This window comes from Streptomyces sp. NPDC001714 (genome assembly GCF_042892755.1).
GTDB lineage: Bacteria > Actinomycetota > Actinomycetes > Streptomycetales > Streptomycetaceae > Streptomyces.
The window spans coordinates 571610-594940 of sequence record NZ_JBIAUL010000001.1 but is presented as its reverse complement, the minus strand read 5'-3'; the positions used below and the strand labels follow the sequence as shown (position 1 = coordinate 594940).

Sequence of the window (23331 nt, the reverse complement as noted above, 5' to 3'; positions counted from 1 at the left end):
GGGACGGGGCGGGGAGGTGCCGCCCGCAGCGGCCGGCGTTCGTCACCCTGTACGGCATGAGATGCATCACCGCCGGCCCGAGGACGGAGACTCCCCGCTCCGGCCCCGACCCACCCCCGACCGCAGGCGCTACGCGCACCCCCACCGAAGCCGCGGATGCGCCGCAGGCACACCACGAGAGGTTGGACGACGACCGTGCACGACGATCTCATCGCCCGGGCCCGAGCCTGGCAGACCGAGGACCCCGACCCGGAGACCCGCGACGAGCTCGCCAAGCTCATCGAGGCCGGTGACCTCACCGAACTGTCGGCCCGTTTCAGCGGCACCCTCCAGTTCGGCACCGCAGGCCTCCGCGGCGAACTCGGCGCCGGCCCGATGCGCATGAACCGCTCCGTCGTCATCCGAGCCGCCGCCGGCCTCGCCGCGTACCTGAAGCACCACGGCCAGGCCACCGGCACCGTCGTGATCGGCTACGACGCCCGCCACAAGTCCGCCGACTTCGCCCGCGACACCGCCGCGGTCATGACCGGCGCCGGCCTCAAGGCCGTCGTACTCCCCCGTCCCCTCCCCACCCCCGTCCTCGCGTTCGCCATACGGCACCTCGGCGCGGTCGCCGGCGTGGAGGTCACCGCCAGCCACAACCCGCCCCGCGACAACGGCTACAAGGTCTACCTGGGCGACGGCTCCCAGATCGTCCCGCCCGCGGACGCGGAGATCGCCGCCGAAATCCAGGCCATCACCGGCCTCCACGAAGTCCCCCGCCCCGACACCGGCTGGGAAACCCTCGACGACACCGTCCTGGACGCCTACCTGGCCCGTACGGACGCCGTCCTGTCCCCGACCTCCCCCCGCACCGCCCGCACGGTCTACACGGCCATGCACGGCGTCGGCAAGGACACCCTCCTCGCCGCCTTCGCCCGCGCCGGCTTCCCCGCCCCCACCCTCGTCACCGAGCAGGCCGACCCGGACCCGGACTTCCCGACCGTCGCCTTCCCCAACCCGGAAGAGCCCGGCGCGATGGACCTCGCCTTCGCGACGGCCCGCGAGACCGACCCCGACCTGATCATCGCCAACGACCCCGACGCCGACCGCTGCGCCGCCGCCGTCAAGGACGGCGGCGCATGGCGCATGCTCCGCGGCGACGAGGTCGGCTCCCTCCTCGCCGCCCACCTGGTCCGCCGCGGCGTCACCGGCGTCTTCGCCGAGTCGATCGTCTCCTCCTCCCTCCTCGGCCGGATCGCCGAGAAGGCGCACCTCCCCTACGAGGAGACCCTCACCGGCTTCAAGTGGATCGCCCGTGTCGACGGCCTGCGCTACGGCTACGAGGAGGCCCTCGGCTACTGCGTCGACCCCGACGGCGTCCGCGACAAGGACGGCATCACCGCGGCCCTCCTGATCACCGAGCTGGCCTCGGTCCTCAAAGAGGAGGGCCGCACCCTCCTCGACCTCCTCGACGACCTCGCCGTGGAACACGGCCTGCACGCCACCGACCAGCTCTCGGTCCGAGTCGAGGACCTCTCCGTCATCGCCGACGCGATGCGGCGCCTCCGCGAGCACCCCCCGACCGAGCTCGCCGGCCTCCCCGTCACCAAGGCCGAGGACCTCACCCAGGGCACGGACAAGCTGCCCCCCACCGACGGCCTCCGCTACACCCTCACCGGCGCCCGGGTCGTCGTCCGCCCGAGCGGCACCGAGCCGAAGCTGAAGTGCTACCTGGAGGTGGTGGTCCCCGTGGCCGACCACTCCGCCCTCCCCACGGCCCGCGCGCAGGCCACCCGGACCCTGGCCGAGATCAAGCGGGATCTCTCCGCGGCGGCCGGCTTCTGACGCCCGGGGGGTGCCCCTCCGCCAGGGGCACCCCTACGGGTGATTTCGCGACGGCGACCGACCCACCCACCGCGCCCCGCCCCGGCTCCCGGGGAACGGTGATCCGGTACCGCCCGCCGCAGCCGTCGTACTGGAGCCGCCGCCGTGTCCTCGACCGCCCCCGACACCGCCCCCCGCGGGCACATCCCGGGCACCCGACGACCCCACCTCCCCACCGCGGCCGTCCCCCGCCACGCCCTGCGCCGGGCGGCTCCCGCACTCGCCGCCTACCTCGCCGTGCGGCTCACCGGCCTGGTGGTCCTCGCCGGGTGGGCGCACCGGCGCCACCACGGCGTGTGGCCGATGCTGGCGACGCAGTGGGACTCCCGCTGGTACCTGGGCATCGCGGACCACGGGTACGCCCACGCACTCGGCACCGCCTACGACCACAACAACCTGGCGTTCTTCCCGTTGTACCCGCTCCTGGTGAAGGCGGTCGCGGTACTGACCCCGGGCACCAGGGCCAGCACCGGACTGGCGCTCGCGTGGCTGGCCTCGCTCTTCGCGGCCTGGGGCGTGTTCGCGGTGGGCGACCGACTGGCCGGCCGCCGGGTCGGCGTCCTGCTCACGGTCCTCTGGGCGGCGTACCCGGTCGGACTGGTCCAGTGGATGGGCTACACCGAATCCCTCTTCACGGCGTTCGCCGCCTGGACGTTGTACGCGGTGCTCACCGGGCGCTGGCTGTACGCGGCGGCCGGCTCGGTACTCGCCGGGCTGACCCGGCCGACCGGCATCGCACTGGCCGCCGCCGTGACGGTCACCGCGCTGCTCTCCCTCCGCGCCCGCTTCTCGCCCCGAGCCCTGGCGGCGGCCCTGCTGGCCCCGCTCGGCTGGTGCGCGTACGTCGGCTGGGTGGGCCTCAGACTCCACCGCTGGGACGGCTACTTCGCCGTGCAGCGGATGTGGCACAACGAGCTGGACGGCGGTGCGGAGACCCTGCGCTGGCTGCGGCACCTGTTCGGGCAGGTCTCCCGGCCGGAGCTGTTCCTGGTCGTGGTGAGCCTGACGATGCTGGCCTCCGTCGTCCTGTTCGGACTGGCCGTGGCCGACCGGCAACCGCTCCCGCTGCTCGTCTTCAGCGCGGTCCTGCTGCTGATCGTGGTGGCCAGCGGCGGCGTCTACTTCCCGCGCGCCCGCTTCCTCCTCCCCGGCTTCCCACTGCTGCTGCCGGTGGCCGGACATCTCGCCCGCGCCTCGACGCGCCTGCGGGTGCTCGCCCTGACGGCCGCCGTCGCGGGCTCGGCGTACTGCGGGGCGTACATGCTCCTGGTGTGGCCGAGCGCACCGTGACCGGTCAGTCCCGCACGAGGTAGCTGACCCCCCGTGTCCGGCCCCACGCACGACTGCAGGGTGAGGGCGCCCCAGTCCCCGCCCCTGCCCGCTCCCCGGACCCGCACGGGTGACGGCGCCCGGACAAAACTGACAGCGCTACCACGCGGACCGGGACAACGTTGCCATTGGGGCGCCGGTCCGACGCCCTGCGCCACAACGGGCGGGCGACTGGGCGCACTTCGGGTCGGACCGACCCCCCTCAGCCTGCGACCCGCAACAGCAGCTTTCCTGTGCTCGTCCGGCCGCCCATCAGGCGGTGCGCCTCCGCCGCCTCCTCCAGGGTGAACTCGGCCGTGACCGGGAGGGTCACCGTGCCGTCGACCGCCTTCGCGAAGGCCCGGGCGGACAGCTCGCGCAGCACGTCCGGCGCCGTCTGGGCCAGCGTCAGGATGGAGAAACCGGCGACCGACAGGCCCCGCGGATACAGCTCCGGCTGGCCCGCCGTCCAGGCGGGCTCGCCGCTCGCATTGCCGTAGGAGACCAATCGGCCGAAGCGGGCCAGGGACGCCAGGCTCGCGCGCAGCGTCTCGCCGCCCACGGGGTCGAGGGCCAGGTCGACGCCCCGGCCGCCGGTCGCCTCCTGAACCGGTTCCTCGAAGTCGCCGACGAAGACCTCGTCGTAGCCGTGGTCCCGCGCATACATCGCCTTGGCCGCGCTCGACACCACGCCGTACACCGCGGCCGCGCCCGCGGCCCTGGCCAGCTGCCCTGCCGCCGTGCCGACCCCGCCCGCCGCGCCCTGCACGAGGACGGTCTCGCCCGGCTGGAGGCGCCCGACGGTGTGGACGAGGGCGTATGCCGTCGGCAGGACGGACGGGAGTGCGGCTCCGGTGCGCAGGTCCGCGCCGGCCGGCAGCGGGAAGACGGTGGCCGCCGCCGTCACGACCACGTCCGCATAGGCGCCGCCCTGTGTCAGCGCGGCCACCTCCTGGCCGACGGCGAGGTCCGTGACTCCGGCGCCGAGGGCCCTGACCCGGCCCGAGACCTCCAGCCCCGGACGGAACGGCAGCCCCGGCACGCGGTAGCCCTCCGCACGTGCCTTGAGATCGGCGAAGTTCACGCCCGCGTACGCCACGTCGATGCTCACTTCACCGGGGCCCGGCTCGGGGACCTCCGCCTCCACCACCTTGAGGACCTCCGGACCGCCGTATTCCTGCAACTCGACCGCGCGCACGGCACACACCCCTCCACAAGTGTTCAACACGAATCGAACACTCGGGAGTGTATGGTTTTCATCGAACACTCGGCAAGCGGAACACGACAGCGAGGAGGACGGCATGACCGGCACGAGCCACCGGGCCGCCCCCGAGCACACCCACCCCGACGAGGTACCCGTCCTCACCGCGCTCGCCGCCCTCGCCGACCCGGTACGCCTCACGCTCGTCAGGGAGCTGGCCGCAAGCACCGACTGGTCCCGCAGCTGCGGCAGCTTCGACGTCCCCGTCGGCAAGGCCGCCCTCAGCCACCACTTCTCCGTCCTGCGGGCAGCCGGCCTCGTCGAACAGCGCGACGAGGGCCCGCGCCGGGTCAACCGCCTGCGACGCCGGGAGTTCGACGCCCGCTTCCCGGGACTGCTCGACCTCGTCCTGCGCCCGGAGCCGGACCTGTAGGACCCGGCGGGAGGACATCCGTCACGGACTCCCGTTCCCGCCTACCTCGAACCAGAGCGGTTTCCCGGCACCGCGCTCCAGGGGGCCGTCCCCCAGGGGCCAACCGCCCCATCTGTCGGCGCACTCCGTCACCAGACACAGCCCACGCCCGCTCTCGGCATCCTCCGGCGCGGGCGGCACCCGATTCCAGGGCGGTTCACCGAAGGAGGCAGGGACATGCGGATGACTGTCCCGGACTCCGACCCGGAGCCGCCCGTCCGCGAGAGCGGTGAGGCGCAGCGAAACGGGTCCGCCGCCGGCAGGGATGGTCCTCGTCACTGCCTGGCCAGTCTCGCCAGCCAGGGATGTCCGGGGTGGATGCGCGTCAGCCAGCCGCCGAGAGCTTCGCGCCGTGCCTCGCTCAGCAGGGGCAGGACCCCGTCGAAGTCGGTGTGGTCCTTGGGCCGTGGCTCCTTCGCCTTGAACAGCAACACCAGTTCCGGCACCAGGTAGGGGATGCCCTCCGCCGTCTGTTCGATGACCGCGTCGTATGGCAGCCGCAGGCTCTCGTCCCGCCTGCAGATCCAGGTCCCGCCCTCGTGCGGCTCACGGAAGACGTCGAAGAGGAACCGGCCGCTCGCCGGTTCCCGTACCCAGGTCTGGTGCGTCGCCGCGAGCGCGTCGTCTCCTGCCGCCGCCCAGACACGCCCTGAGCCCACCGCGTCGAACACGTACTCGGGGAAGCGGTCGCGAACCTCCGCGAACCCCGCCACGGGTACGGCGATCTCCAGGTCACCGTGTGCCCGGGACCGCCCACCGCGGAACAGGTCCAGCGCCCAGCCCGCCGCGACACACCAGGGCACACCGACCCCGTCCAACCGCTCCGCGACCTGCTCCGGCCGCCAGGCGTCCGCCCAACGGGCGGCCAGTTCGTCAGCACCGGGAACCACGCCGCCGGGGGGCAGGGAATCGGTCATCAGCACAACGTACCGCCGCGCGATCTCCCGTACGCGTGGTGGCGGCCGAGGGAGCTCGGAATGCCGCCGCGAGCCCGGAGAAACCCGGCCGGGTTCGGACTCTCAGTTTCTGGACTTGCCGGTCCATTTTCCTCGGCGCACAGTGGTCCGCACCTGACGGGGAACCGAGTGACACGGAGGGTTGATCATGGGTGTGCGACTGGCGGGAAAGACCGCGCTGGTGACCGGTGCGACCAGCAACATCGGGCGGGCGATCGCGGAGGCGTTCGCCGTCGAGGGGGCTCATGTGGTCGTCTCGGGGCGGAGTGCCGGGCGCGGGGCGGAGGTGGTCGAGGGGATCCGTGCCGGTGGCGGCCGCGCCGACTTCGTGCGGGCGGACCTGGACGGCAGCGCCGCCGCCTCGCTGGCGCTGGCCGAGGAGGCTACGCGGGTTCTGGGCGGTCGTATCGACGTGCTCGTCAACAACGCGGGCATCTACCCCGGTGCCGTGACCACCGCCACCGACGAGAAGACCTTCGACCAGGTCTACGCGGTCAACGTCAAGGCCCCGTTCTTCCTGACGGCGGCCGTCGCGCCCGCCATGGCGGCGGCCGGCGGCGGGGCGATCGTCAACCTGGGGTCCTGGATCGCCCGGCTGGGCGTGCCCGTCGGCGCGCTCTACAGCTCCACCAAGGGAGCGATGGAGACGCTGACCCGGGCCTGGGCTGCGGAGTTCGGGCCGCAGGGGGTGCGGGTGAACGCGATCTCACCGGGTGTGGTGCTGGCGGCGGACGCCGGGGACGTCGGCGTCGCCGAGGTCATGATGAACGGGACGCCCGCGGGCCGGATGGGCAGGCCGGACGAGATCGCGAGCGCGGCGGTGTATCTGGCGGCCGACGAGTCGTCGTTCGTGCACGGGATCGTGCTCGACGTGGACGGCGGCCGTACGACCGCGGCGGTCATCGCGGCGTAGCCGCCCGGGCGGGCTCCAGGTCGCGCCGCAGGTCCGCGATCCCCTGGTCGAGGGCGGCCCGCAGATGGGCGGAGCGTCCCGTCGACAGGAGGATGGACACGCCGCCCTGGATCGCGGCGAGCAGGGCGGCGGCCCGGGCGTCGACGTCCACATCGGTCTCCGGGCCGCTGTTCGCGCGCACCGCGCGGATGCCCGCCGCCAGGCTCTCCTGCCACTGCCGCATCAGCTCCACCACGATCGCCCGCGCGCCCGGCGTCGACCGCCCGACCTGGAGGAACAGCGACCCGAGCGGGCAGGTGTCGCCCTGCGTCTCGTAGCGTGCGATCACCACGTCCCGCCACCGCTGCCAGTCCTCCCAGGACTCGAGGCGGCCGAGGTACGGCTGCTGGTCCTCCAGCACCTGCTCCGCCTCGAACCGCGCGACGGCGAGCAGCAGTTCGTCCTTGCCCTTCGGGAAGTAGTGGAAGAGCTGGCTCTTGCTGGTGCCGGTCCGCGCCATGACGTCGTCCAGCGTCACCGTGCCGACGCCCTGCTCCCGCAGCACCTCGGCGGCCCCCTCGACGATCCGGCGCCGGGTGGCCTTCCCCTTGGCCGTCAGCTCCTTGCCCCGCATCGCCTGACCTCCGCACAGTGGACCGTACGGTCCATTCTAGGGACTCAGCCGGTGAACAGGGTCCCGGCCAGGGCCACGCTGACGACGGTGCCGCCGATGATGCGCCGAAGGCGGGGGAGGAACCGCGCGAACGGCCCCACCGGGCCGCGCCCGGCCAACCACCCCCACCCCCCTACGGCGCCCCTCTCACCCCACCGCCAGCAGAATCGCCAGCAAGACCGCGCCCGCCACCGCCGGCGCGACCACCTCGTACGCCCACCGGACCGTGATCTCGCCCTGTGCCGACTCCGCCGGCCCCCTGCTCTCCAGCATCTCCCGCAGGTCGTCCATGACCTTGTCGGTTTCCGCGCGCGTCGGCCCGGCCTCATGATCGGGCTCGCCCCGCCCTCCGGCACCGCCGAATCCGTCGAATCCACCGAGTCCGCGCCCGGCCCCGCCGAACCCCGCCCCCGGCCGCCCCGTCCGCCCGCGCCGCGCGTCCGCCTCCGACTTCGCCTGCCGCCGTGCCGCCTTCTTGCGGCCGCGCAGGGACACCGGGATCGCCCACAGCTGGTACTTCGCGCCGGACTTGACGATCACCTCGTTCGAGTAGCCGGACCGCAGGGAGGCGATCTCCCCCCACGGCAGTGTGATCACCCGGAACGGGTTCCGTACGCGCAGCCGGTCCTCGCCCGCGAACACCGCGGGGCGCAGGGTGAAGGCCACCACCAGCGGCACGACGAGGATGAGCGCGGCCAGGGCCAGCCAGGGGGTGTGGCCGTGCCCCCGGAACAGCGCGTCGATACCGAGCCAGCCGACGATGACGAGGAGCAGGACGCCGCCGAGCAGCGCCTGGGGCGAGCGGTAGATGCGGTCCTTGACGAGGGGCGTGGTCATAGCGCCGATTCTGCACCAGACGTTCGCATCGGCGCCGTGGGGGCGTCATCGCCGTAGGCGAGTGCCGGTCGTCTGCGGTTGCTCGCGCGCTTCCCCGCGCGCCCCCAAGAAGAACCGCTCCCTCGGGGTGTACAGCCGCTACGCGCGTAGATATGCTCGGCTGGTGACCATGCCCACCACCGCACCCCACGCACTTGCTGACGTCACCGCGTCCGACAGCACGCTGCGCCGCTTCCTCCACGGGCTGCCCGGCGTCGACGCGGTCGGCCTGGAGGCGCGTGCCGCCTCCCTCGGCACCCGTTCCATCAAGACCACCGCGAAGGCGTACGCCATCGACCTCGCCATCTCGATGGTCGACCTGACGACGCTGGAAGGCGCGGACACCCCGGGCAAGGTCCGGGCGCTCGGCGCCAAGGCGGTCCACCCGGACCCGACGGACCGTACGACCCCCGCCACGGCCGCCGTCTGCGTCTACCCCGACATGGTGGCCACCGCGAAGGAGGCCGTCGCCGGCTCGTCCGTCAAGGTCGCCTCCGTCGCCACCGCCTTCCCGGCCGGCCGCGCCGCGCTCGGCGTCAAGCTCGCCGACGTCCGCGACGCCGTGAGCGCCGGCGCCGACGAGATCGACATGGTCATCGACCGGGGCGCGTTCCTCGCGGGGAACTACCGCAAGGTGTACGACGAGATCGTCGCCGTGAAGGACGCCTGCGGAACGTCGGCCCGCCTCAAGGTCATCTTCGAGACCGGCGAGCTGTCCACGTACGACAACATCCGCCGGGCGTCCTGGCTGGGCATGCTCGCGGGCGCCGACTTCATCAAGACCTCGACCGGCAAGGTCGCCGTCAACGCCACCCCGGCGAACACCCTCCTCATGCTGGAGGCCGTGCGCGACTTCCGGGCCCAGACGGGCGTCCAGGTCGGCGTCAAGCCCGCCGGCGGCATCCGGACCAGCAAGGACGCGATCAAGTTCCTCGTCCTGGTGAACGAGACCGCGGGCGAGGACTGGCTGGACAACCACTGGTTCCGCTTCGGCGCCTCCTCGCTCCTGAACGACCTGCTGATGCAGCGTCAGAAGCTGGCCACCGGCCGCTACTCCGGCCCCGACTACGTGACGGTGGACTGATCACCATGGCCAAGGAAAAGATGACCACCGCATTCGAGTACGCACCGGCGCCCGAGTCCCGCTCCGTCGTCGACATCGCGCCCTCCTACGGCCTCTTCATCGACGGCGAGTTCACGGACGCGGCCGAGGGCAAGGTCTTCAAGACGGTCAGCCCGTCGACCGAGGAGGTCCTCTCCGAGGTCGCCCGCGCCGGCGCCGAGGACGTCGACCGGGCCGTCAAGGCCGCCCGGAAGGCCTTCGAGAAGTGGTCCGCGCTGCCGGGCTCCGAGCGCGCCAAGTACCTCTTCCGCATCGCCCGCATCATCCAGGAGCGCAGCCGCGAGCTGGCCGTCCTGGAGACGCTGGACAACGGCAAGCCGATCAAGGAGACGCGCGACGCCGACCTCCCCCTGGTCGCCGCGCACTTCTTCTACTACGCGGGCTGGGCCGACAAGCTCGACCACGCGGGCTACGGCGCGAACCCGCGGCCACTGGGCGTGGCCGGCCAGGTCATCCCCTGGAACTTCCCGCTCCTGATGCTGGCCTGGAAGATCGCTCCGGCGCTCGCCACCGGCAACACGGTGGTCCTCAAGCCCGCCGAGACGACCCCCCTCTCCGCGCTCTTCTTCGCGGACATCTGCCGCCAGGCGGGCCTGCCCAAGGGCGTCGTCAACATCCTCCCCGGCTACGGCGACGCGGGCGCCGCGCTCGTCGCCCACCCCGACGTCAACAAGGTGGCCTTCACCGGCTCCACCGCCGTCGGCAAGGAGATCGCGCGCACGGTCGCGGGCACCCGCAAGAAGCTCACTCTCGAACTGGGCGGCAAGGGCGCCAACATCGTCTTCGACGACGCTCCCATCGACCAGGCCGTCGAAGGCATCGTCACCGGCATCTTCTTCAACCAGGGCCAGGTCTGCTGCGCGGGCTCCCGTCTCCTCGTCCAGGAGTCGATCCACGACGAGCTGCTCGACTCCCTCAAGCGCCGTCTGTCCACGCTCCGCCTCGGCGACCCGCTGGACAAGAACACCGACATCGGCGCGATCAACTCGGCCGAGCAGCTGGCCCGCATCACCACCCTCGCCGACCAGGGCGAGGCGGAGGGCGCCGAGCGCTGGTCCCCGGCCTGCGAACTGCCCTCCTCCGGCTACTGGTTCGCGCCGACGCTCTTCACGAACGTCACCCAGGCCCACACCATCGCCCGCGACGAGATCTTCGGCCCCGTCCTGTCGGTCCTGACCTTCCGGACACCCGACGAGGCGGTCGCCAAGGCCAACAACACGCAGTACGGCCTCTCGGCCGGCATCTGGACCGAGAAGGGGTCGCGGATCCTGGCCGTCGCGAACAAGCTGCGCGCCGGCGTCGTCTGGTCCAACACGTTCAACAAGTTCGACCCGACCTCGCCGTTCGGCGGGTACAAGGAGTCGGGCTTCGGCCGCGAGGGCGGCCGCCACGGCCTGGAGGCATACCTCGATGTCTGATCGCCTGTCTGTCTTCAAGACCTACAAGCTGTACGTCGGCGGGAAGTTCCCGCGTTCCGAGAGCGGCCGGGTGTACGAGGTGACGGACTCGAAGGGCAACTGGCTGGCCAACGCACCGCAGTCCAGCCGCAAGGACGCCAGGGACGCGGTCGTCGCCGCGCGCAAGGCGTTCGGCGGCTGGTCCGGCGCGACCGCGTACAACCGGGGCCAGGTCCTCTACCGCGTCGCGGAGATGCTGGAGGGCCGCCGCGAGCAGTTCGTCCGCGAGGTCGCCGACGCGGAGGGCCTCGGCAAGTCCAAGGCGGCCGCCGTCGTGGACGCGACGATCGACCGCTGGGTCTGGTACGCGGGCTGGACCGACAAGATCGCCCAGGTGGTCGGCGGCGGCAACCCGGTCGCGGGCCCGTTCTTCAACCTCTCCTCGCCGGAGCCGACGGGTGTGGTGGCGGTCGTCGCCCCCCAGGAGTCGTCGTTCCTGGGCCTGGTGTCGGTGGTCGCGCCCGTGATCGCGACCGGCAACACGGCGGTCGTCGTCGCGAGTGAGAAGTCCCCGCTCCCGGCACTGTCGTTGGCCGAGGTCCTCGCGACGTCCGACGTGCCCGGCGGAGTCGTCAACGTCCTCTCCGGCCGTACGACGGAGATCGCCACCCCCCTCGCCGCCCACCAGGACGTCAACGCGATCGACCTCGCGGGCGCCGACGAGGCGCTGGCCAAGGAGCTGGAGATCGCGGCGGCCGACAACCTGAAGCGCGTCCTGCGTCCACAGCCTGTGGACGACTGGGCGACGACGCCCGGGACCGACCGCCTGACGGCGTTCCTGGAGACGAAGACGGTGTGGCATCCGACGGGGGCGCTGGGAGCGTCTGGCTCCTCGTACTGATCCGTCACCCCTCCGGGTGGGGAACTGCGGGCCGGATGTGGCCGGTCGCGCAGTTCCTCCCCCAGCCTTCGGCCGGGGGTGCCCCCAGCGCCCCTTACGGGGCCCTCAGGATCTGCCCCACCACCGGCATCGCCCCGACCGACGGCGCCTGCGCCACCGGCCCCGTCACCATCTTCGACGTCAGCGGCTTGAAGTCGGCGAGTTGAGTACCCACCCCGTTGTCCAGCGGGTCGACACCCGTGCCCGCGAGGGGGTTCGGCTTCAGGGCCGCCACCGACCCCGTCACGTACGGCAGCATCGCGCCCAGCGCCCGCACGCCCGCCTGCGGGTCGATGTGGCCGAGCGAGGTGGGGCGGGTCCGGACCACGTCCACCGCGGGCTGGGTGTCCGCGGCGGCCGTCGCGGCGCCCGCGCCGAGGGCCACACCTGCCGTGGCAAGGGCGGTCAGGGCGCGCCGGGCGGTCGGGGTGGGGGAGGACGCGTGTCGGGACATCGCTGGTGCCACCTTCTGGTACGCAGGGTGATTGTGTCGGCACACAGGGTAGTTGAGGTGTGACTCACGCTCCAAAGCCGACCCGCAGGGTCGGCAGGAGGCTCCCCATGCGTCAAACTGGTGTTCCGTGAGCATTCATCCTCCGTCCCCCGCCCGCGTCGTGCTGCTGTGCGGCCCCTCGGGCTCGGGCAAGTCACTGGTCGCCGCCCGTTCCGGGCTTCCCGTCCTGCGCCTCGACGACTTCTACAAGGAGGGCGACGACCCGACGCTGCCGTCGGTGGCGGGGAGTTCGGACATCGACTGGGACCACCCTCAGTCCTGGGACGCGGAGGTCGCGGTCGAGGCGATCGGCCGGCTGTGTGCGACGGGGGCGGCGCCCGTACCGGTGTATGACATAGCACTGAGCGCCCGCACCGGCGCGGAGACGCTCGACATCGGCCGCACCCGGCTGTTCATCGCCGAGGGCATCTTCGCCGCCGAGATCGTGGAGCGCTGCCGTGAACTGGGGCTGCTGGCCGACGCGCTGTGCCTGAGCCGGGGCCCGGTGAAGACGTTCCGGCGCCGGTTCCTGCGCGATCTCAAGGAGGGCCGCAAGTCGGTGCCGTTCCTGCTGCGGCGCGGCTGGCGGCTGATGCGGGCGGAACGCACGATCGTGGCCCGCCAGGTGGCACTGGGCGCCCACCCCTGCGACCGGGACGAGGCACTGACCCGGATGGCGGCGGCCGCCGTCGGACGTCACGGGCCGGCGAAGACCACCGCAACCATCAACTGAGGAACCACGACGGCGAGTGACCACGTCCGCGAGAGCGGCGCCGGTTCAGGCGCAAAAGGGCGCGGGACTGGATGGACCCCCCGGCCCTCCAGTCCCGCTTCCCCCGTCGCTCCGCCGAACACCCCCGTGTCCCCCGTGGCGGAGCTCCCCCGTGCTTCCCCCCGGGTCCCCCCGGACCCGTCTTCCCCCGTGTTCCCCGTGGGCCCCCCGGACCCTCCCCCAGGTCCCGTACCCCCGGCTCCCCCGGTTTTCCCCCGTCAGGATCCCCCCGGATCCCCTTACCTTCAGGCGACAAGCTCCCCGAAGGCGTCTTCCTCGTCACGGCCGAAGCTGAGGACCTCGTCCTCGCGCAGCCGGCGGAGCGACCGCCAGATGCTGGACTTCACCGTGCCGACACTGATGTCGAGGATCTCCGCGATCTCCGGGTCCGTGCGGCCCTCGTAGTAGCGCAGGACCAGCATGGTGCGCTGGAGTTCGGGGAGCCGGGACAGCGCCTGCCACAGGACCGCGCGCAGCTCGGTGCCGCTCATCGCGTCCGTGTCGCCGGGCGTCTCCGGCAGTTCCTCGGTCGGGTACTCGTTGAGCTTGCGGCGCCGCCAGGCGCTGATGTGCAGGTTGGTCATCGTGCGGCGCAGGTAACCGCCCACGGCCGCCTTGTCGCTGATCCGGTCCCACGCCCGGTACGTCGAGAACAGCGCGCTCTGCAGCAGGTCCTCGGCCTCGTAGCGGTCGCCGGTCAGGTGGTAGGCGGTCGCGTACAGGGAGGCGCGGCGCTCCTGGACGTAGGCGGTGAACTCCGCCTCGGTCAGCGAGCGGCGCTCCCCCGTGTCCTCCCTGTAGGCGGATCCCCCGTGTGCTTCCCCCGTGAAGCTGTCAACCACCGTCATGTAACCGGTGTGCTGACGTCCGGTGCCGCGAGCGCACCCCCGCCCGCTCACGGCACCGGACTTCTCGGAACCCCGGTTCACGTCGTGCAGACGCGTGATCACTGCGCTGGTGCTGTGGCTGATCAGCGTGTTCATCTCGCGCCCCCCGTCGTGGACTTCCGGTAGTTCGGCTTGCTCGGGCCGCTCGCCGCGTTCGCTCGCTTGCCCGTGCCGAAAAGACTGCCGGGCCACCTTCACGGCCGTATCCGCCGACTGTCACAGACCTGTCACAGGGGTCCGGCACAGAGCGTCCACAGACGGTGCACAGGCGGTGGCGCTACAGACGTTCGCGGAGAGCTACGACCCGCACAGGTCGTACGACAGGGCCCGCATGGGCCAGAATGAGCCCGTGCCTTCCCTGTTGCTGATCGAGGACGACGACGCCATCCGCACGGCCCTGGAGCTCTCTCTGACGCGCCAGGGGCACCGGGTGGCCACCGCTGCGACCGGTGAGGACGGTCTGAAGCTGTTGCGTGAGCAGCGGCCCGATCTGATCGTCCTCGACGTCATGCTGCCCGGCATCGACGGTTTCGAGGTGTGCCGGCGGATCCGGCGCACGGACCAGCTGCCGATCATTCTGCTGACCGCGCGCAGTGACGACATCGACGTCGTGGTCGGGCTGGAGTCCGGTGCCGACGACTACGTCGTCAAGCCCGTCCAGGGCCGGGTGCTGGACGCCCGGATCCGGGCCGTGCTGCGGCGCGGGGAGCGGGAGTCCACCGACTCGGCGACCTTCGGCAACGTCGTCATCGACCGCAGCGCGATGACCGTGACCAAGAACGGCGAGGACCTCCAGCTGACGCCGACCGAGCTGCGGCTGCTCCTCGAACTGAGCCGGCGGCCGGGGCAGGCGCTGTCCCGGCAGCAGTTGCTGCGGCTGGTCTGGGAGCACGACTACCTCGGTGACTCCCGGCTGGTGGACGCGTGTGTGCAGCGGCTGCGCGCCAAGGTGGAGGACGTGCCCTCGTCCCCGACCCTGATCCGTACCGTGCGTGGTGTCGGGTACCGCCTGGACGCCCCTCAGTGACAGACGTGCAGGGGGGTCTCCGCGGCTGGGCCGCGGATCGCAAGGGAGCCATGTCCCGGCTGCGCTTCACCAGTCTGCGGCTGCGGCTCGTCGTCGTCTTCGGGCTCGTCGCGCTGACCGCCGCGGTGTCCGCGTCCGGCATCGCGTACTGGCTCAACCGCGAGGCCGTGCTCACCCGTACCCAGGATGCGGTGCTGCGCGACTTCCAGCAGGAGATGCAGAACCGGGCCGGTGCGCTGCCCGTGCACCCGACCCAGGACGAACTGCAGCGCACGGCCGGGCAGATGGCCAACAGCAGCCAGCGGTTCAGCGTGCTGCTGGTCGGCGAGGACGCCAACGGCAAGACGGTGTACGGCAGTTCGGACGGGCTCAGCGCGTTCGCGCTGGACGACGTGCCGACGTCGCTGCGCAAGGCCGTCGACAAGCAGCAGAAGGTGACCGACTCCAACAAGTCGGCGTACCACCTGTACTGGCAGCGGGTCGTCGACCACGGCACGCCGTATCTCGTGGCCGGGACGCGGCTGATCGGCGGCGGGCCGACCGGTTACATGATGAAGTCGCTGGAGCCGGAGGCGAAGGACCTCAACTCGCTGGCGTGGTCGCTGGGGATCGCGACCGGGCTCGCTCTCATCGGTTCGGCGCTGCTGGCGCAGGCCGCCGCCACGACCGTGCTCAAGCCGGTGCACCGGCTCGGGGTCGCCGCCCGGCGACTCGGCGAGGGCAAGCTGGACACCCGGCTGCGGGTCTCCGGGACGGACGAACTCGCCGATCTCTCCCGGACGTTCAACTACGCGGCCGAGGCGCTGGAGAAGCGGGTCGACGACATGGCCGCGCGGGACGACGCGTCCCGCCGGTTCGTCGCGGACATGAGCCATGAGCTGCGCACCCCGCTCACCGCGATCACCGCGGTGACGGAGATCCTGGAGGAGGAGCTGGAGGCGGAGTCGGGATCGATCGACCCGATGATCGAGCCCGCCGTCCGGCTGGTCGTCAGCGAGACGCGCCGCCTCAACGACCTCGTCGAGAACCTGATGGAGGTCACCCGCTTCGACGCCGGTACGGCCCGTCTCGTCCTCGACGACGTCGACATCGCCGACCAGATCACCGCCTGCATCGACGCCCGCGCCTGGCTGGACGCGGTGGAACTGGACGCCGAGCGGGGCATCCACGCCCGCCTCGACCCGCGCCGCCTCGACGTCATCCTCGCCAACCTGATCGGCAACGCGCTCAAGCACGGTGGTTCGCCGGTGCGGGTGTCGGTGCGGATGGAGCAGGAAGAAGGTGGCGATCTGGTGATCGCCGTACGCGACCACGGTCCGGGTATCCCGGAGGACGTGCTGCCGCACGTCTTCGACCGGTTCTACAAGGCCAGCGCCTCCCGGCCGCGCTCCGAGGGCAGTGGCCTGGGCCTGTCCATCGCGACCGAGAACGCCCGCATCCACGGCGGCTCGATCACCGCCGCGAACTCCCCCGAGGGCGGCGCGGTGTTCACGCTCCGGCTGCCCCGGGACGCCTCGCGGCTGACGGAGGAGAGCAAGGACGCCGGGGACACCGGTGATGCCGGGGATGCCGCGGAGAAGGGCGCCTGATGCAGGTACGAAGACTGGCGGTACGACGGCACGGCGGGCCGCTGCTGGCCGTCGCCGGGCTCGCGCTCGCGCTCTCCGGGTGCGGGATCCGGGCCACCGAGGTGCCGACCGACTTCGGCGGGGCGCCCTCGCGGGTGCCGTGCTCGATGACCCAGCCGGACGTGTCCGCGCAGGACGAGCGCGGGGTGCCGGTGCAGGTGTTCCTGCTGTGCGGCTCCTCGCTGGTGACCGTCGACCGCCAGGTGCGGGTCCCCGACGGTTCGGCGGCCGCCAAGCGGCGGGTGATCGTCGCCCAGGGGCTCCTCGACCAGCTCGCCGAGACGCCGTCGGCCGCCGAGAAGGAGGCGGGCTACACGACGAACGTGCGGGGCGGGATGAGCGTCTGGGGACCGCGGGCCGGGGATCCCGACGACACGCTGCGGCTGAGCACGTCGCCGCCGCAGCTGACGTCGTACGCGCTCGCGCAGATCGTGTGCACGCTGTCCGACTCGGCGGCCGCGGAGGGGGACGGGTCGGTGATCCTGGGCGGGCCGGGGAGGGAGCCGTTGCGGCGGTACGAGTGCACGGACGCGGTGCGGAACTCTCCGAGTGGGAGCCGGCCCCCGTCCACCGAGGTGGCTTTCGGGTGAGGGGCGTTCGGGCGCCTCATGGGGTGCCGGGAAGGGTTGTGCGGCGAGTGCGGGCCGGTGGTGGGGGGCTGGTCGCGCAGTTCCTCCCCCAGCCTTCGGCCGGGGGCACCCCCAGCGCCCCTGACGGGGCGCTGTCGGTGCCACGTATCGGCACAGCACTGCGGCCCATGACGGGGCGCTGTCGGCCCCGCGTGGCGATACAGCACCGCGCCCCTGACGGGGCGCCCTGCGTGCCGTGTGTTTGAGGCCTCACCCTCGTATCCGGAACCGATCGTGTGCGCGGGCGCGTCTAGGGGGGCGTGCAGCGTCAAGGCTCCATCGGCGGCAGCGCCGCGATCCGCGTCCGTGTGGCAGGGGGTGTCCTCCTTGTCGCACATCTCGTGTTCGTCGCCTGGCTGATGCTGCGGCCGCTGGACGTGCCCTGGGTGATGCCCGCCAACCTGCACCCCTTCGCCGGTATCCGCGCCGACCTGGCGCTCGGCTGGCGCGAGGCGGCGCACCGGATCGGCGAGGGGCTCGCGCTGCTCGCGCCGCTGGGTGTGCTGCTGCCGATGACGCACGGGAAGCTGCGGGTCTCCCCGCTCGCCTCCCTGATCAGTTCGGCCGCCGCGGGCGCGCTGATCTCGCTGGGCATAGCCCTGCTGCAGACCGGAGTGCCCGGCCGTGTGGTGGATGTCGACTCGATACTCCTCAACACGGCCGGCGTCGTCCTCGCGCATCTGGCCGTGGTGCCGGCGGCACGCGCCCGGCTCCGCCGGCGGGGTGAGCGGCAGCGGCCGGCCGCCCTCCCGCAGGAGGAAGCGGCTCAGGGTCGTACCCCGACGATTCCCAGGGTCGGGATCGCCCCGTAGAGCGATGCTTCGACCCGGTTCGTCTCCGTAGCGTTGGGGGTGGACGAGGGGCCGGAAGGGCCGCCTCGCACCGGACGCTCACGAAGGAGCCGCAGATGTCCAGCCTCGCCCGCCCCACCCATGGCCGCATGATCGGCGGAGTGTGCGCCGCGCTGGCCCGGCGCTTCGGCACCTCCGCGACCACGATGCGGGTGATCTTCCTGCTGTCCTGCCTGCTGCCGGGCCCGCAGTTCCTGCTCTACATAGCGCTGTGGATCCTCCTCCCCTCGGAGGAGAAGGCCACCGCCTGGTGATCCCCTGGTGATCCCCTGTTACGAGAACGCCGTTGGGGCGCTCCGGTCGACACCGGGGCGCCCCAACGGCGTTGCCGATCGGCCGGGGAGAGGTCAGCCGATCGGAATCCCGTTCACCGGCAGGCCGTGCGTGGGCAGGCCCTGGACCGGCAGTCCGCCGAGGAGACCGGCGACGGGCTTGGTCGGCCCGCCCACGAGGACCTGCTTGACGGCCGGCTGGACGGCGGTCAGTCCGGCACCGAGGGCGCTCTGCCCCTGCGCCACGGCCTCGCCGGCACCCGGCAGCGCCTTGGAGACGTTCTCGGCCGGCAGCGTCTTGGTGACGGTGTCCAGGGCCTGGGAGGAGTCCGGGACGGCCGGGGCCGCGTTGGCCGCGCCCGCGCCGACAGCGGCGAAGGCGGCACCGAGGGCGGCGACACCGAGGGTCTTGGCAGCAGACTGCTTCATCGTCAATGCGTCCTTGGAATACGGAGACGGGGATCGATAACACGCTGAGCGGTCCCCGACCGTAAACATGCCGGACCACCCGCCGCAAACATCGAAATGCGGACGACCGGTGAAGGACCGTTCGCATTCCGTGCCTCGCCGGGATGCTCGATCAGCCCTCCGGGTCCGCAGAACCGCTGGTGGATGCGGTCTGCCGGAACAGCCATTCGGATTTCAGCTCCGCATAACCCGGCTTCACGACGTCATTGATCATGGCGAGTCGTTCATCGAAAGGAATGAACGCTGATTTCATCGCATTGACGGAGAACCACTGCATGTCGTCGAGCGTGTAACCGAACGCCTCGATGAGATGCTCGAATTCCCGGCTCATGCTGGTCCCGGACATCAGCCGGTTGTCGGTGTTCACGGTGGCCCGGAAGTGCAGCCGTCGCAGCAGCCCGATCGGGTGCCCGGTGTAGGAGTCGGCGGCGCCGGTCTGGAGGTTGGAGCTGGGGCACAGCTCCAGCGGGATCCGCTTGTCGCGGACGTACGACGCCAGCCGGCCGAGCTTGATCGTGCCGTCCGCGTGGATCTGGATGTCGTCGATGATCCGCACCCCGTGCCCGAGCCGGTCGGCGCCGCACCACTGCAGCGCCTGCCAGATGGACGGCAGCCCGAAGGCCTCGCCGGCGTGGATGGTGAAGTGGTTGTTCTCCCGCTTGAGGTACTCGAAGGCGTCCAGGTGCCGGGTGGGCGGGTAGCCCGCCTCGGCGCCGGCGATGTCGAAGCCGACCACTCCCAGGTCGCGGTAGCGGTTGGCGAGTTCGGCGATCTCCAGGGAGCGGGCCGCGTGCCGCATGGCGGTGAGCAGGGCGCCGACCCGGATCCGCCGGCCGTTCTCCCGGGCGAGGGCCTCACCCTGCCGGAAGCCCTCGTTGACGGCCTCGACGACCTCTTCGAGGGAGAGCCCCTGCTCCAGGTGCTGCTCGGGGGCGTACCGCACCTCGGCGTAGACGACGCCGTCCTCGGCGAGGTCCTCGGCGCACTCACGGGCGACCCGGACGAGAGCCTCCCGGGTCTGCATGACACCGACGGTGTGCGAGAACGTCTCCAGGTACCGCTCCAGCGAACCGGAGTCGGCGGCCTCGCGGAACCAGATGCCGAGCTTGTCCGGGTCGGTCTCGGGGAGGCCGGAGTACCCGGTCTCGCGCGCGAGGTCGGCGACGGTGCCCGGACGCAGGCCGCCGTCGAGGTGGTCGTGCAGCAGAACCTTCGGCGCCCGGCGGATCTGCTCCGGCGTCGGGGTGTTCGCGGTGCTCTGGCTCGTCATTTCCGCACTGTAACTCCTACGCGCGTAGATCGCTCGGTACTCGGAGATTTCCGTCTCCGTCGATACGCAATGGTGACCGCACGGACGGGTCGCGTACACCGCCTCTTCTGACACTGTTCTGTCATGGCACAGCAAGCGACGCCGGTCCGAACGGCCAGCCTGAGCAGGGCAGTCGGCCAGGAGCCGACGACGGTGAGCGGCGCGGTCCTGCTCCTCCCCGACGGGGAGGAGGTCTCCGCGCGCAAGCCGTCCCTCGTATGGGCGACGGCCTTCGTCCGCGCGCTCGGCCGCCGGCTCGCCCGCGACGGCCGGGACGAGGGGCTCGCCGCGTACGTCGTCCACTACCGCTATCGCGGGTGGAACGGCAGCGAGGCGCATCTCGCCGGGGACGCCGGCTGGGCGGCCGACGAGGTGGTACGGCGGTACGGCGACGTTCCCGTGTGCCTGCTGGGCGTGGGGATGGGCGGCCGGGCCGCGCTGCACGCGGGCGGGCACGAGGCCGTCAACTCCGTGGTGTCCATCGCCCCTTGGCTGCCCGAGGCGGATGTGGCGGTGCCCGAGGAACCGGTTCGGCAGCTGGTGGGGCGGCGGGTGCTGGTCGTGCACGGCACGAACGACGAACGGACCGATCCGGAGCTGTCGTTCCAGCTGGCGGCGCGGGCCAAGAAGGCGAACCGGGAGGTGTGCCGGTTCGAGGTGCACTCGGACGGGCACGGGCTGCACCAGCACCGGGACGAAGTCCTCGCGCTCGCTTCGGACTTCGTGATGGGGGCGCTGTACGGGCACGCGGTGTCGCGGCCGGTGGAGGACGCGCTGGCCGCGCCGCCGCCGATCGGGTTGCGGATGCCGTTGGCTGCGGGGTTCGGCAAGTCGTTGAGACGATAGGGGTGGGGGGTTCGGTTGTGTTCGGGGTGCGGGTGCGCGGTGGCCTGTCGCGCAGTTCCTCCCCCAGCCTTCGGCCGGGGTACCCCCAGCGCCCCTGAAGGGGCGCGCTGTCGCTAGGTGGGGAGCAGGTTGTCCCTTCTCGACAGCAGGAACTTCTTGAAGGCGGCCACCGGCGGAGTGTCCGGGTGGCCGTCCAGCCAGGCCACGCCGATCTCTCGCGCTGCCCTCGGGGCGGTGACCGTCAGTTCGACGACTCCCGGGCGGGGAAAGGCGGGTGGGGGGAGCAGCGCGACGCCCAGGCCGGCCGCCACCAGGCCCCTCAAGGTCTCCGCCTCCTCTCCCTCGAAGGCGGTCCTCGGCTTGAAGCCCGCCTCCTTGCACAGGTCGTCGGTGATACGGCGCAGACCGTAACCCGGTTCCAGGGTCACGAAGGTCTCGTCGGCCGCCTCCGCCAGGCGGATCCGCTTGCGGGCGGCCAAGGGGTGGTCCGCGGGCACCACCAGCCGGAGCTTCTGTTCGTCGAGGCGGCGGGCGACCAGGTCGGGGGCGTCCGGCACCGGTGAGGTCAGGCAGAGGTCCAGCTCGCCCGCCCGCAACTTCTCGATCATCGCCTCGCCGTAGTTCTGGACGAGGCTGAAGCGGATGCGGGGATGGTCGACGCGGAAGGCCTGGAGGAGGCCGGGTACGGTCTCCGCGCCCATGGTGTGCAGGAATCCGAAGGCGACCTTCCCCGTCGTGGGGTCGGCGTCGGCGCGTACCTCCTCGGCGGCGCGCCGGACCTCGGCGAGGGCGCGCTCGACCGAGGTGAGGAAGGTGCGGCCGGCCGGGGTGAGGGAGACGGTGCGGCCGTGCCGGGTGAAGAGGTCGACGCCCAGGTCCTGTTCGAGGCGGGCCATCGCGCGGGAGAGGGTGGACTGGGGGACGTTCAGCTCCTGGGCCGCCCTGGTGACATGCTCCGTGCGGGCCACGCCGGCGAAGTACGCGAGGCGTGGTGCCAGCAACATCGTCATGTCTTCTGTGTCACTGTCCGGTGACAGGCGCCCGGCTGACCTCTGCTGATGCTCCATGGGAACGATTATGGCGATTCCATGCATTGGACGGATCAAGGAGGGCTCCGTACGTTCGAAGCATGTCTCCCGCCAGTACCGGGGCGTCCACCACCGTGGACGCCGTCCCGTCAGTCCCCGCCCCCGTCGCCGACTCCCGTCTGACCCCGGGCGGTCCCGGCTACCGCCGGATGAGCTTCGCGCTCTTCCTCGCCGGTGTCGCGACCTTCGCCCTCCTCTACTCCACGCAGGCCCTGCTGCCGCTCATCTCGGACGGCTACGGCGTCTCCGCGAGCGACGCGAGCTGGACGGTGGCGGCGGCGACCGGCGGTCTGGCCCTGTTCGTCATCCCGATGAGCGCCCTCTCCGAGCGCTTCGGACGCCGTACGGTCATGACGGCCTCGCTGGCGGTCGCGGTGACCGTCGGACTGCTGGTGCCCTTCGCGCCCTCCCTGGGCGTGCTGGTCGTGCTCCGTGGCGTCCAGGGCGCGGCGCTGGCCGGTCTGCCCGCGTCGGCGACGGCGTACCTGGCCGAGGAGGTCCGCCCGAAGGCACTGGTCACGGCCATCGGCCTGTTCGTCGCGGGCAACAGCGTGGGCGGGATGAGCGGCCGGGTCATCACCGGCTGGGTCGCGCAGGAGTGGGGCTGGCGGGTGGCCGTGGGCACGATCGGCGTGATCGCGGTCGGCTGCGCCGTCGCCTTCCGGCTGCTCCTGCCCGCCCCGCGGCACTTCAAGGCGGGCTCGCTGCACCCGCGCCGGCTGCTCGGCACGGTCCGCGACCACCTGGCCGACCCGCTGCTGCGCCGCCTGTACGCGATCGGCGCGCTCTTCATGACCGTCTTCGGCGGTGTCTACACGGTGATCGGCTACCGCCTGACCCAGGAGCCCTTCTCGCTCCCCCAGGGCGTCATCGGCTCGATCTTCCTGGTGTACCTGGTCGGCACGGTGTCCGCGTCGACGGCGGGCCGCCTGGTCGGCCGCCTGGGCCGCCGCGGGGCCCTCTACCTGGCCGGCGGCACGACGGCCACCGGTCTCCTCCTCTCCCTGGCCGACTCGCTCCCCCTGGTCCTGCTGGGCCTGGTCCTGATCACCGCGGGCTTCTTCGCGGGCCATGCGGTCGCCTCCTCCGCGGTCAGCAAGACGGCCACCCACGGCAGGGCCCAGGCCTCGGCCCTCTACCAGTCCGCGTACTACATCGGCTCCAGCGCGGGCAGCACGGTCGGCGCGCTGGCCTTCCACACGAGCGGCTGGGCAGGGACGGTCGGCGTGGGACTGCTCGCGATCCTGGGCGTCGTGACCATCACGGTCCTGGGCTCGATGGCAGCCCGCCGCCAGGTCCTGGCCAACGCTCACTGAGAGCTTTTAGGGCCGGGGAACCGCGCGACATGCCCCGACGG

The 23331-nt window shown here is 72.0% G+C and carries 24 protein-coding genes; 15 read left to right on the top strand and 9 right to left on the bottom strand.

Going from position 1 to position 23331, the window contains the following annotated elements; all coding sequences use genetic code 11:
• Positions 1 to 195 precede the first annotated feature (195 nt).
• Both ACFY0P_RS02795 and ACFY0P_RS02790 read left to right on the top strand, forming a co-directional pair.
• Positions 196 to 1827 carry a phospho-sugar mutase gene (locus tag ACFY0P_RS02795; protein WP_388906513.1) on the top strand — a complete coding sequence of 544 codons (1632 nt, stop codon included), beginning with the start codon at positions 196 to 198 and terminating at the stop codon, positions 1825 to 1827.
• A gap of 144 nt (positions 1828 to 1971) precedes the next feature.
• Positions 1972 to 3156 carry a hypothetical protein gene (locus ACFY0P_RS02790; RefSeq protein WP_388906511.1) on the top strand — a complete coding sequence of 395 codons (1185 nt, stop codon included), beginning with the start codon at positions 1972 to 1974 and terminating at the stop codon, positions 3154 to 3156.
• A 241-nt stretch (positions 3157 to 3397) separates the two neighbouring features.
• On the opposite strand, the gene ACFY0P_RS02785 is transcribed toward ACFY0P_RS02790, so the two are convergent.
• Entirely contained in the window at positions 3398 to 4372 is a 975-nt protein-coding gene (locus tag ACFY0P_RS02785; RefSeq protein WP_388906508.1) for a zinc-binding alcohol dehydrogenase family protein, read from the bottom strand.
• Positions 4373 to 4475: 103 nt separating this feature from the next.
• Between ACFY0P_RS02785 and ACFY0P_RS02780 the strand changes: the two genes are divergently transcribed.
• Positions 4476 to 4808, top strand: coding sequence for an ArsR/SmtB family transcription factor (locus ACFY0P_RS02780; protein ID WP_388906506.1), 333 nt, complete (start codon positions 4476 to 4478; stop codon positions 4806 to 4808).
• 314 nt (positions 4809 to 5122) lie between these two features.
• On the opposite strand, the gene ACFY0P_RS02775 is transcribed toward ACFY0P_RS02780, so the two are convergent.
• The gene (locus ACFY0P_RS02775) at positions 5123 to 5764 is read right to left on the bottom strand and encodes a nucleotidyltransferase domain-containing protein (protein ID WP_388906504.1); all 642 of its coding nucleotides are present in this window, start codon (positions 5762 to 5764) and stop codon (positions 5123 to 5125) included.
• A 187-nt stretch (positions 5765 to 5951) separates the two neighbouring features.
• Here ACFY0P_RS02775 and ACFY0P_RS02770 point away from each other — a divergent pair, with 187 nt between their 5' ends.
• Positions 5952 to 6716 (top strand): SDR family NAD(P)-dependent oxidoreductase, encoded by a 765-nt coding sequence (locus ACFY0P_RS02770; protein WP_388906501.1) that lies wholly within the window; start codon positions 5952 to 5954, stop codon positions 6714 to 6716.
• Here ACFY0P_RS02770 and ACFY0P_RS02765 read toward each other — a convergent pair.
• Together ACFY0P_RS02765 and ACFY0P_RS02760 are read right to left on the bottom strand one after the other, a co-directional pair.
• A complete protein-coding gene (locus ACFY0P_RS02765; protein WP_388906500.1) occupies positions 6703 to 7329 on the bottom strand; it encodes a TetR/AcrR family transcriptional regulator in 627 nt (208 codons plus the stop codon). The two genes, ACFY0P_RS02770 and ACFY0P_RS02765, sit on opposite strands and share 14 nt — an antisense overlap.
• 186 nt (positions 7330 to 7515) lie before the next feature.
• On the bottom strand, positions 7516 to 8205 hold the full coding sequence (locus ACFY0P_RS02760) for a PH domain-containing protein (protein WP_388906499.1): 690 nt from the start codon (positions 8203 to 8205) through the stop codon (positions 7516 to 7518).
• 169 nt (positions 8206 to 8374) lie between these two features.
• Here ACFY0P_RS02760 and deoC point away from each other — a divergent pair, with 169 nt between their 5' ends.
• Genes deoC through ACFY0P_RS02745 form a run of 3 tightly spaced genes read left to right on the top strand, consistent with a single transcriptional unit; the run spans position 8375 to position 11665 of the window.
• The gene (gene deoC / locus ACFY0P_RS02755) at positions 8375 to 9328 is read left to right on the top strand and encodes a deoxyribose-phosphate aldolase (protein WP_388907290.1); all 954 of its coding nucleotides are present in this window, start codon (positions 8375 to 8377) and stop codon (positions 9326 to 9328) included.
• Positions 9329 to 9348: 20 nt separating this feature from the next.
• On the top strand, positions 9349 to 10785 hold the full coding sequence (locus ACFY0P_RS02750) for an aldehyde dehydrogenase family protein (RefSeq protein WP_388906498.1): 1437 nt from the start codon (positions 9349 to 9351) through the stop codon (positions 10783 to 10785).
• Positions 10778 to 11665, top strand: coding sequence for an aldehyde dehydrogenase family protein (locus ACFY0P_RS02745; RefSeq protein ID WP_388906496.1), 888 nt, complete (start codon positions 10778 to 10780; stop codon positions 11663 to 11665). Before ACFY0P_RS02750 ends, ACFY0P_RS02745 begins: the two co-directional genes overlap by 8 nt.
• Positions 11666 to 11759: 94 nt before the next feature.
• Here ACFY0P_RS02745 and ACFY0P_RS02740 read toward each other — a convergent pair whose 3' ends face one another.
• Positions 11760 to 12158, bottom strand: a complete 399-nt coding sequence (locus tag ACFY0P_RS02740) for a hypothetical protein (protein ID WP_388906495.1) — start codon at positions 12156 to 12158, stop codon at positions 11760 to 11762.
• A 127-nt stretch (positions 12159 to 12285) separates the two neighbouring features.
• On the opposite strand from ACFY0P_RS02740, the gene ACFY0P_RS02735 reads away from it, so the two are divergent.
• A complete protein-coding gene (locus ACFY0P_RS02735) occupies positions 12286 to 12930 on the top strand; it encodes a uridine kinase (RefSeq protein ID WP_388906494.1) in 645 nt (214 codons plus the stop codon).
• Positions 12931 to 13214: 284 nt separating this feature from the next.
• Here ACFY0P_RS02735 and ACFY0P_RS02730 read toward each other — a convergent pair whose 3' ends face one another.
• Complete coding sequence (locus ACFY0P_RS02730; RefSeq protein WP_351485285.1) at positions 13215 to 13952, bottom strand: SigE family RNA polymerase sigma factor; 738 nt, start codon at positions 13950 to 13952, stop codon at positions 13215 to 13217.
• Positions 13953 to 14205: 253 nt separating this feature from the next.
• Here ACFY0P_RS02730 and afsQ1 point away from each other — a divergent pair, with 253 nt between their 5' ends.
• From afsQ1 to ACFY0P_RS02705, 5 genes are all read left to right on the top strand, one after another.
• Positions 14206 to 14883, top strand: coding sequence for a two-component system response regulator AfsQ1 (afsQ1, locus tag ACFY0P_RS02725; RefSeq protein ID WP_177232965.1), 678 nt, complete (start codon positions 14206 to 14208; stop codon positions 14881 to 14883).
• The gene (locus tag ACFY0P_RS02720; RefSeq protein ID WP_388906492.1) at positions 14880 to 16472 is read left to right on the top strand and encodes an ATP-binding protein; all 1593 of its coding nucleotides are present in this window, start codon (positions 14880 to 14882) and stop codon (positions 16470 to 16472) included. The genes afsQ1 and ACFY0P_RS02720 overlap by 4 nt, the downstream gene beginning before the upstream one ends.
• On the top strand, positions 16472 to 17101 hold the full coding sequence (locus ACFY0P_RS02715) for a hypothetical protein (RefSeq protein WP_388906491.1): 630 nt from the start codon (positions 16472 to 16474) through the stop codon (positions 17099 to 17101). Before ACFY0P_RS02720 ends, ACFY0P_RS02715 begins: the two co-directional genes overlap by 1 nt.
• A 299-nt stretch (positions 17102 to 17400) precedes the next feature.
• Entirely contained in the window at positions 17401 to 17952 is a 552-nt protein-coding gene (locus tag ACFY0P_RS02710; RefSeq protein WP_388906489.1) for a VanZ family protein, read from the top strand.
• A 95-nt stretch (positions 17953 to 18047) separates the two neighbouring features.
• Positions 18048 to 18245 (top strand): PspC domain-containing protein, encoded by a 198-nt coding sequence (locus ACFY0P_RS02705; RefSeq protein WP_089099209.1) that lies wholly within the window; start codon positions 18048 to 18050, stop codon positions 18243 to 18245.
• 93 nt (positions 18246 to 18338) lie between these two features.
• Here ACFY0P_RS02705 and ACFY0P_RS02700 read toward each other — a convergent pair whose 3' ends face one another.
• A complete protein-coding gene (locus tag ACFY0P_RS02700; RefSeq protein WP_388906488.1) occupies positions 18339 to 18692 on the bottom strand; it encodes an ATP-binding protein in 354 nt (117 codons plus the stop codon).
• 151 nt (positions 18693 to 18843) lie between these two features.
• Entirely contained in the window at positions 18844 to 20001 is a 1158-nt protein-coding gene (locus ACFY0P_RS02695) for an adenosine deaminase (RefSeq protein ID WP_388906487.1), read from the bottom strand.
• A 123-nt stretch (positions 20002 to 20124) separates the two neighbouring features.
• Here ACFY0P_RS02695 and ACFY0P_RS02690 point away from each other — a divergent pair, with 123 nt between their 5' ends.
• Positions 20125 to 20886 carry a prolyl oligopeptidase family serine peptidase gene (locus ACFY0P_RS02690; protein WP_388906485.1) on the top strand — a complete coding sequence of 254 codons (762 nt, stop codon included), beginning with the start codon at positions 20125 to 20127 and terminating at the stop codon, positions 20884 to 20886.
• Positions 20887 to 20999: 113 nt separating this feature from the next.
• Here the strand turns inward: ACFY0P_RS02690 and ACFY0P_RS02685 are convergent, their stop codons facing one another.
• Positions 21000 to 21953, bottom strand: a complete 954-nt coding sequence (locus tag ACFY0P_RS02685) for a LysR family transcriptional regulator (protein ID WP_388906484.1) — start codon at positions 21951 to 21953, stop codon at positions 21000 to 21002.
• 62 nt (positions 21954 to 22015) lie between these two features.
• Between ACFY0P_RS02685 and ACFY0P_RS02680 the strand changes: the two genes are divergently transcribed.
• Entirely contained in the window at positions 22016 to 23290 is a 1275-nt protein-coding gene (locus ACFY0P_RS02680) for an MFS transporter (protein ID WP_388906483.1), read from the top strand.
• The last annotated feature ends 41 nt before the right edge of the window (positions 23291 to 23331 follow it).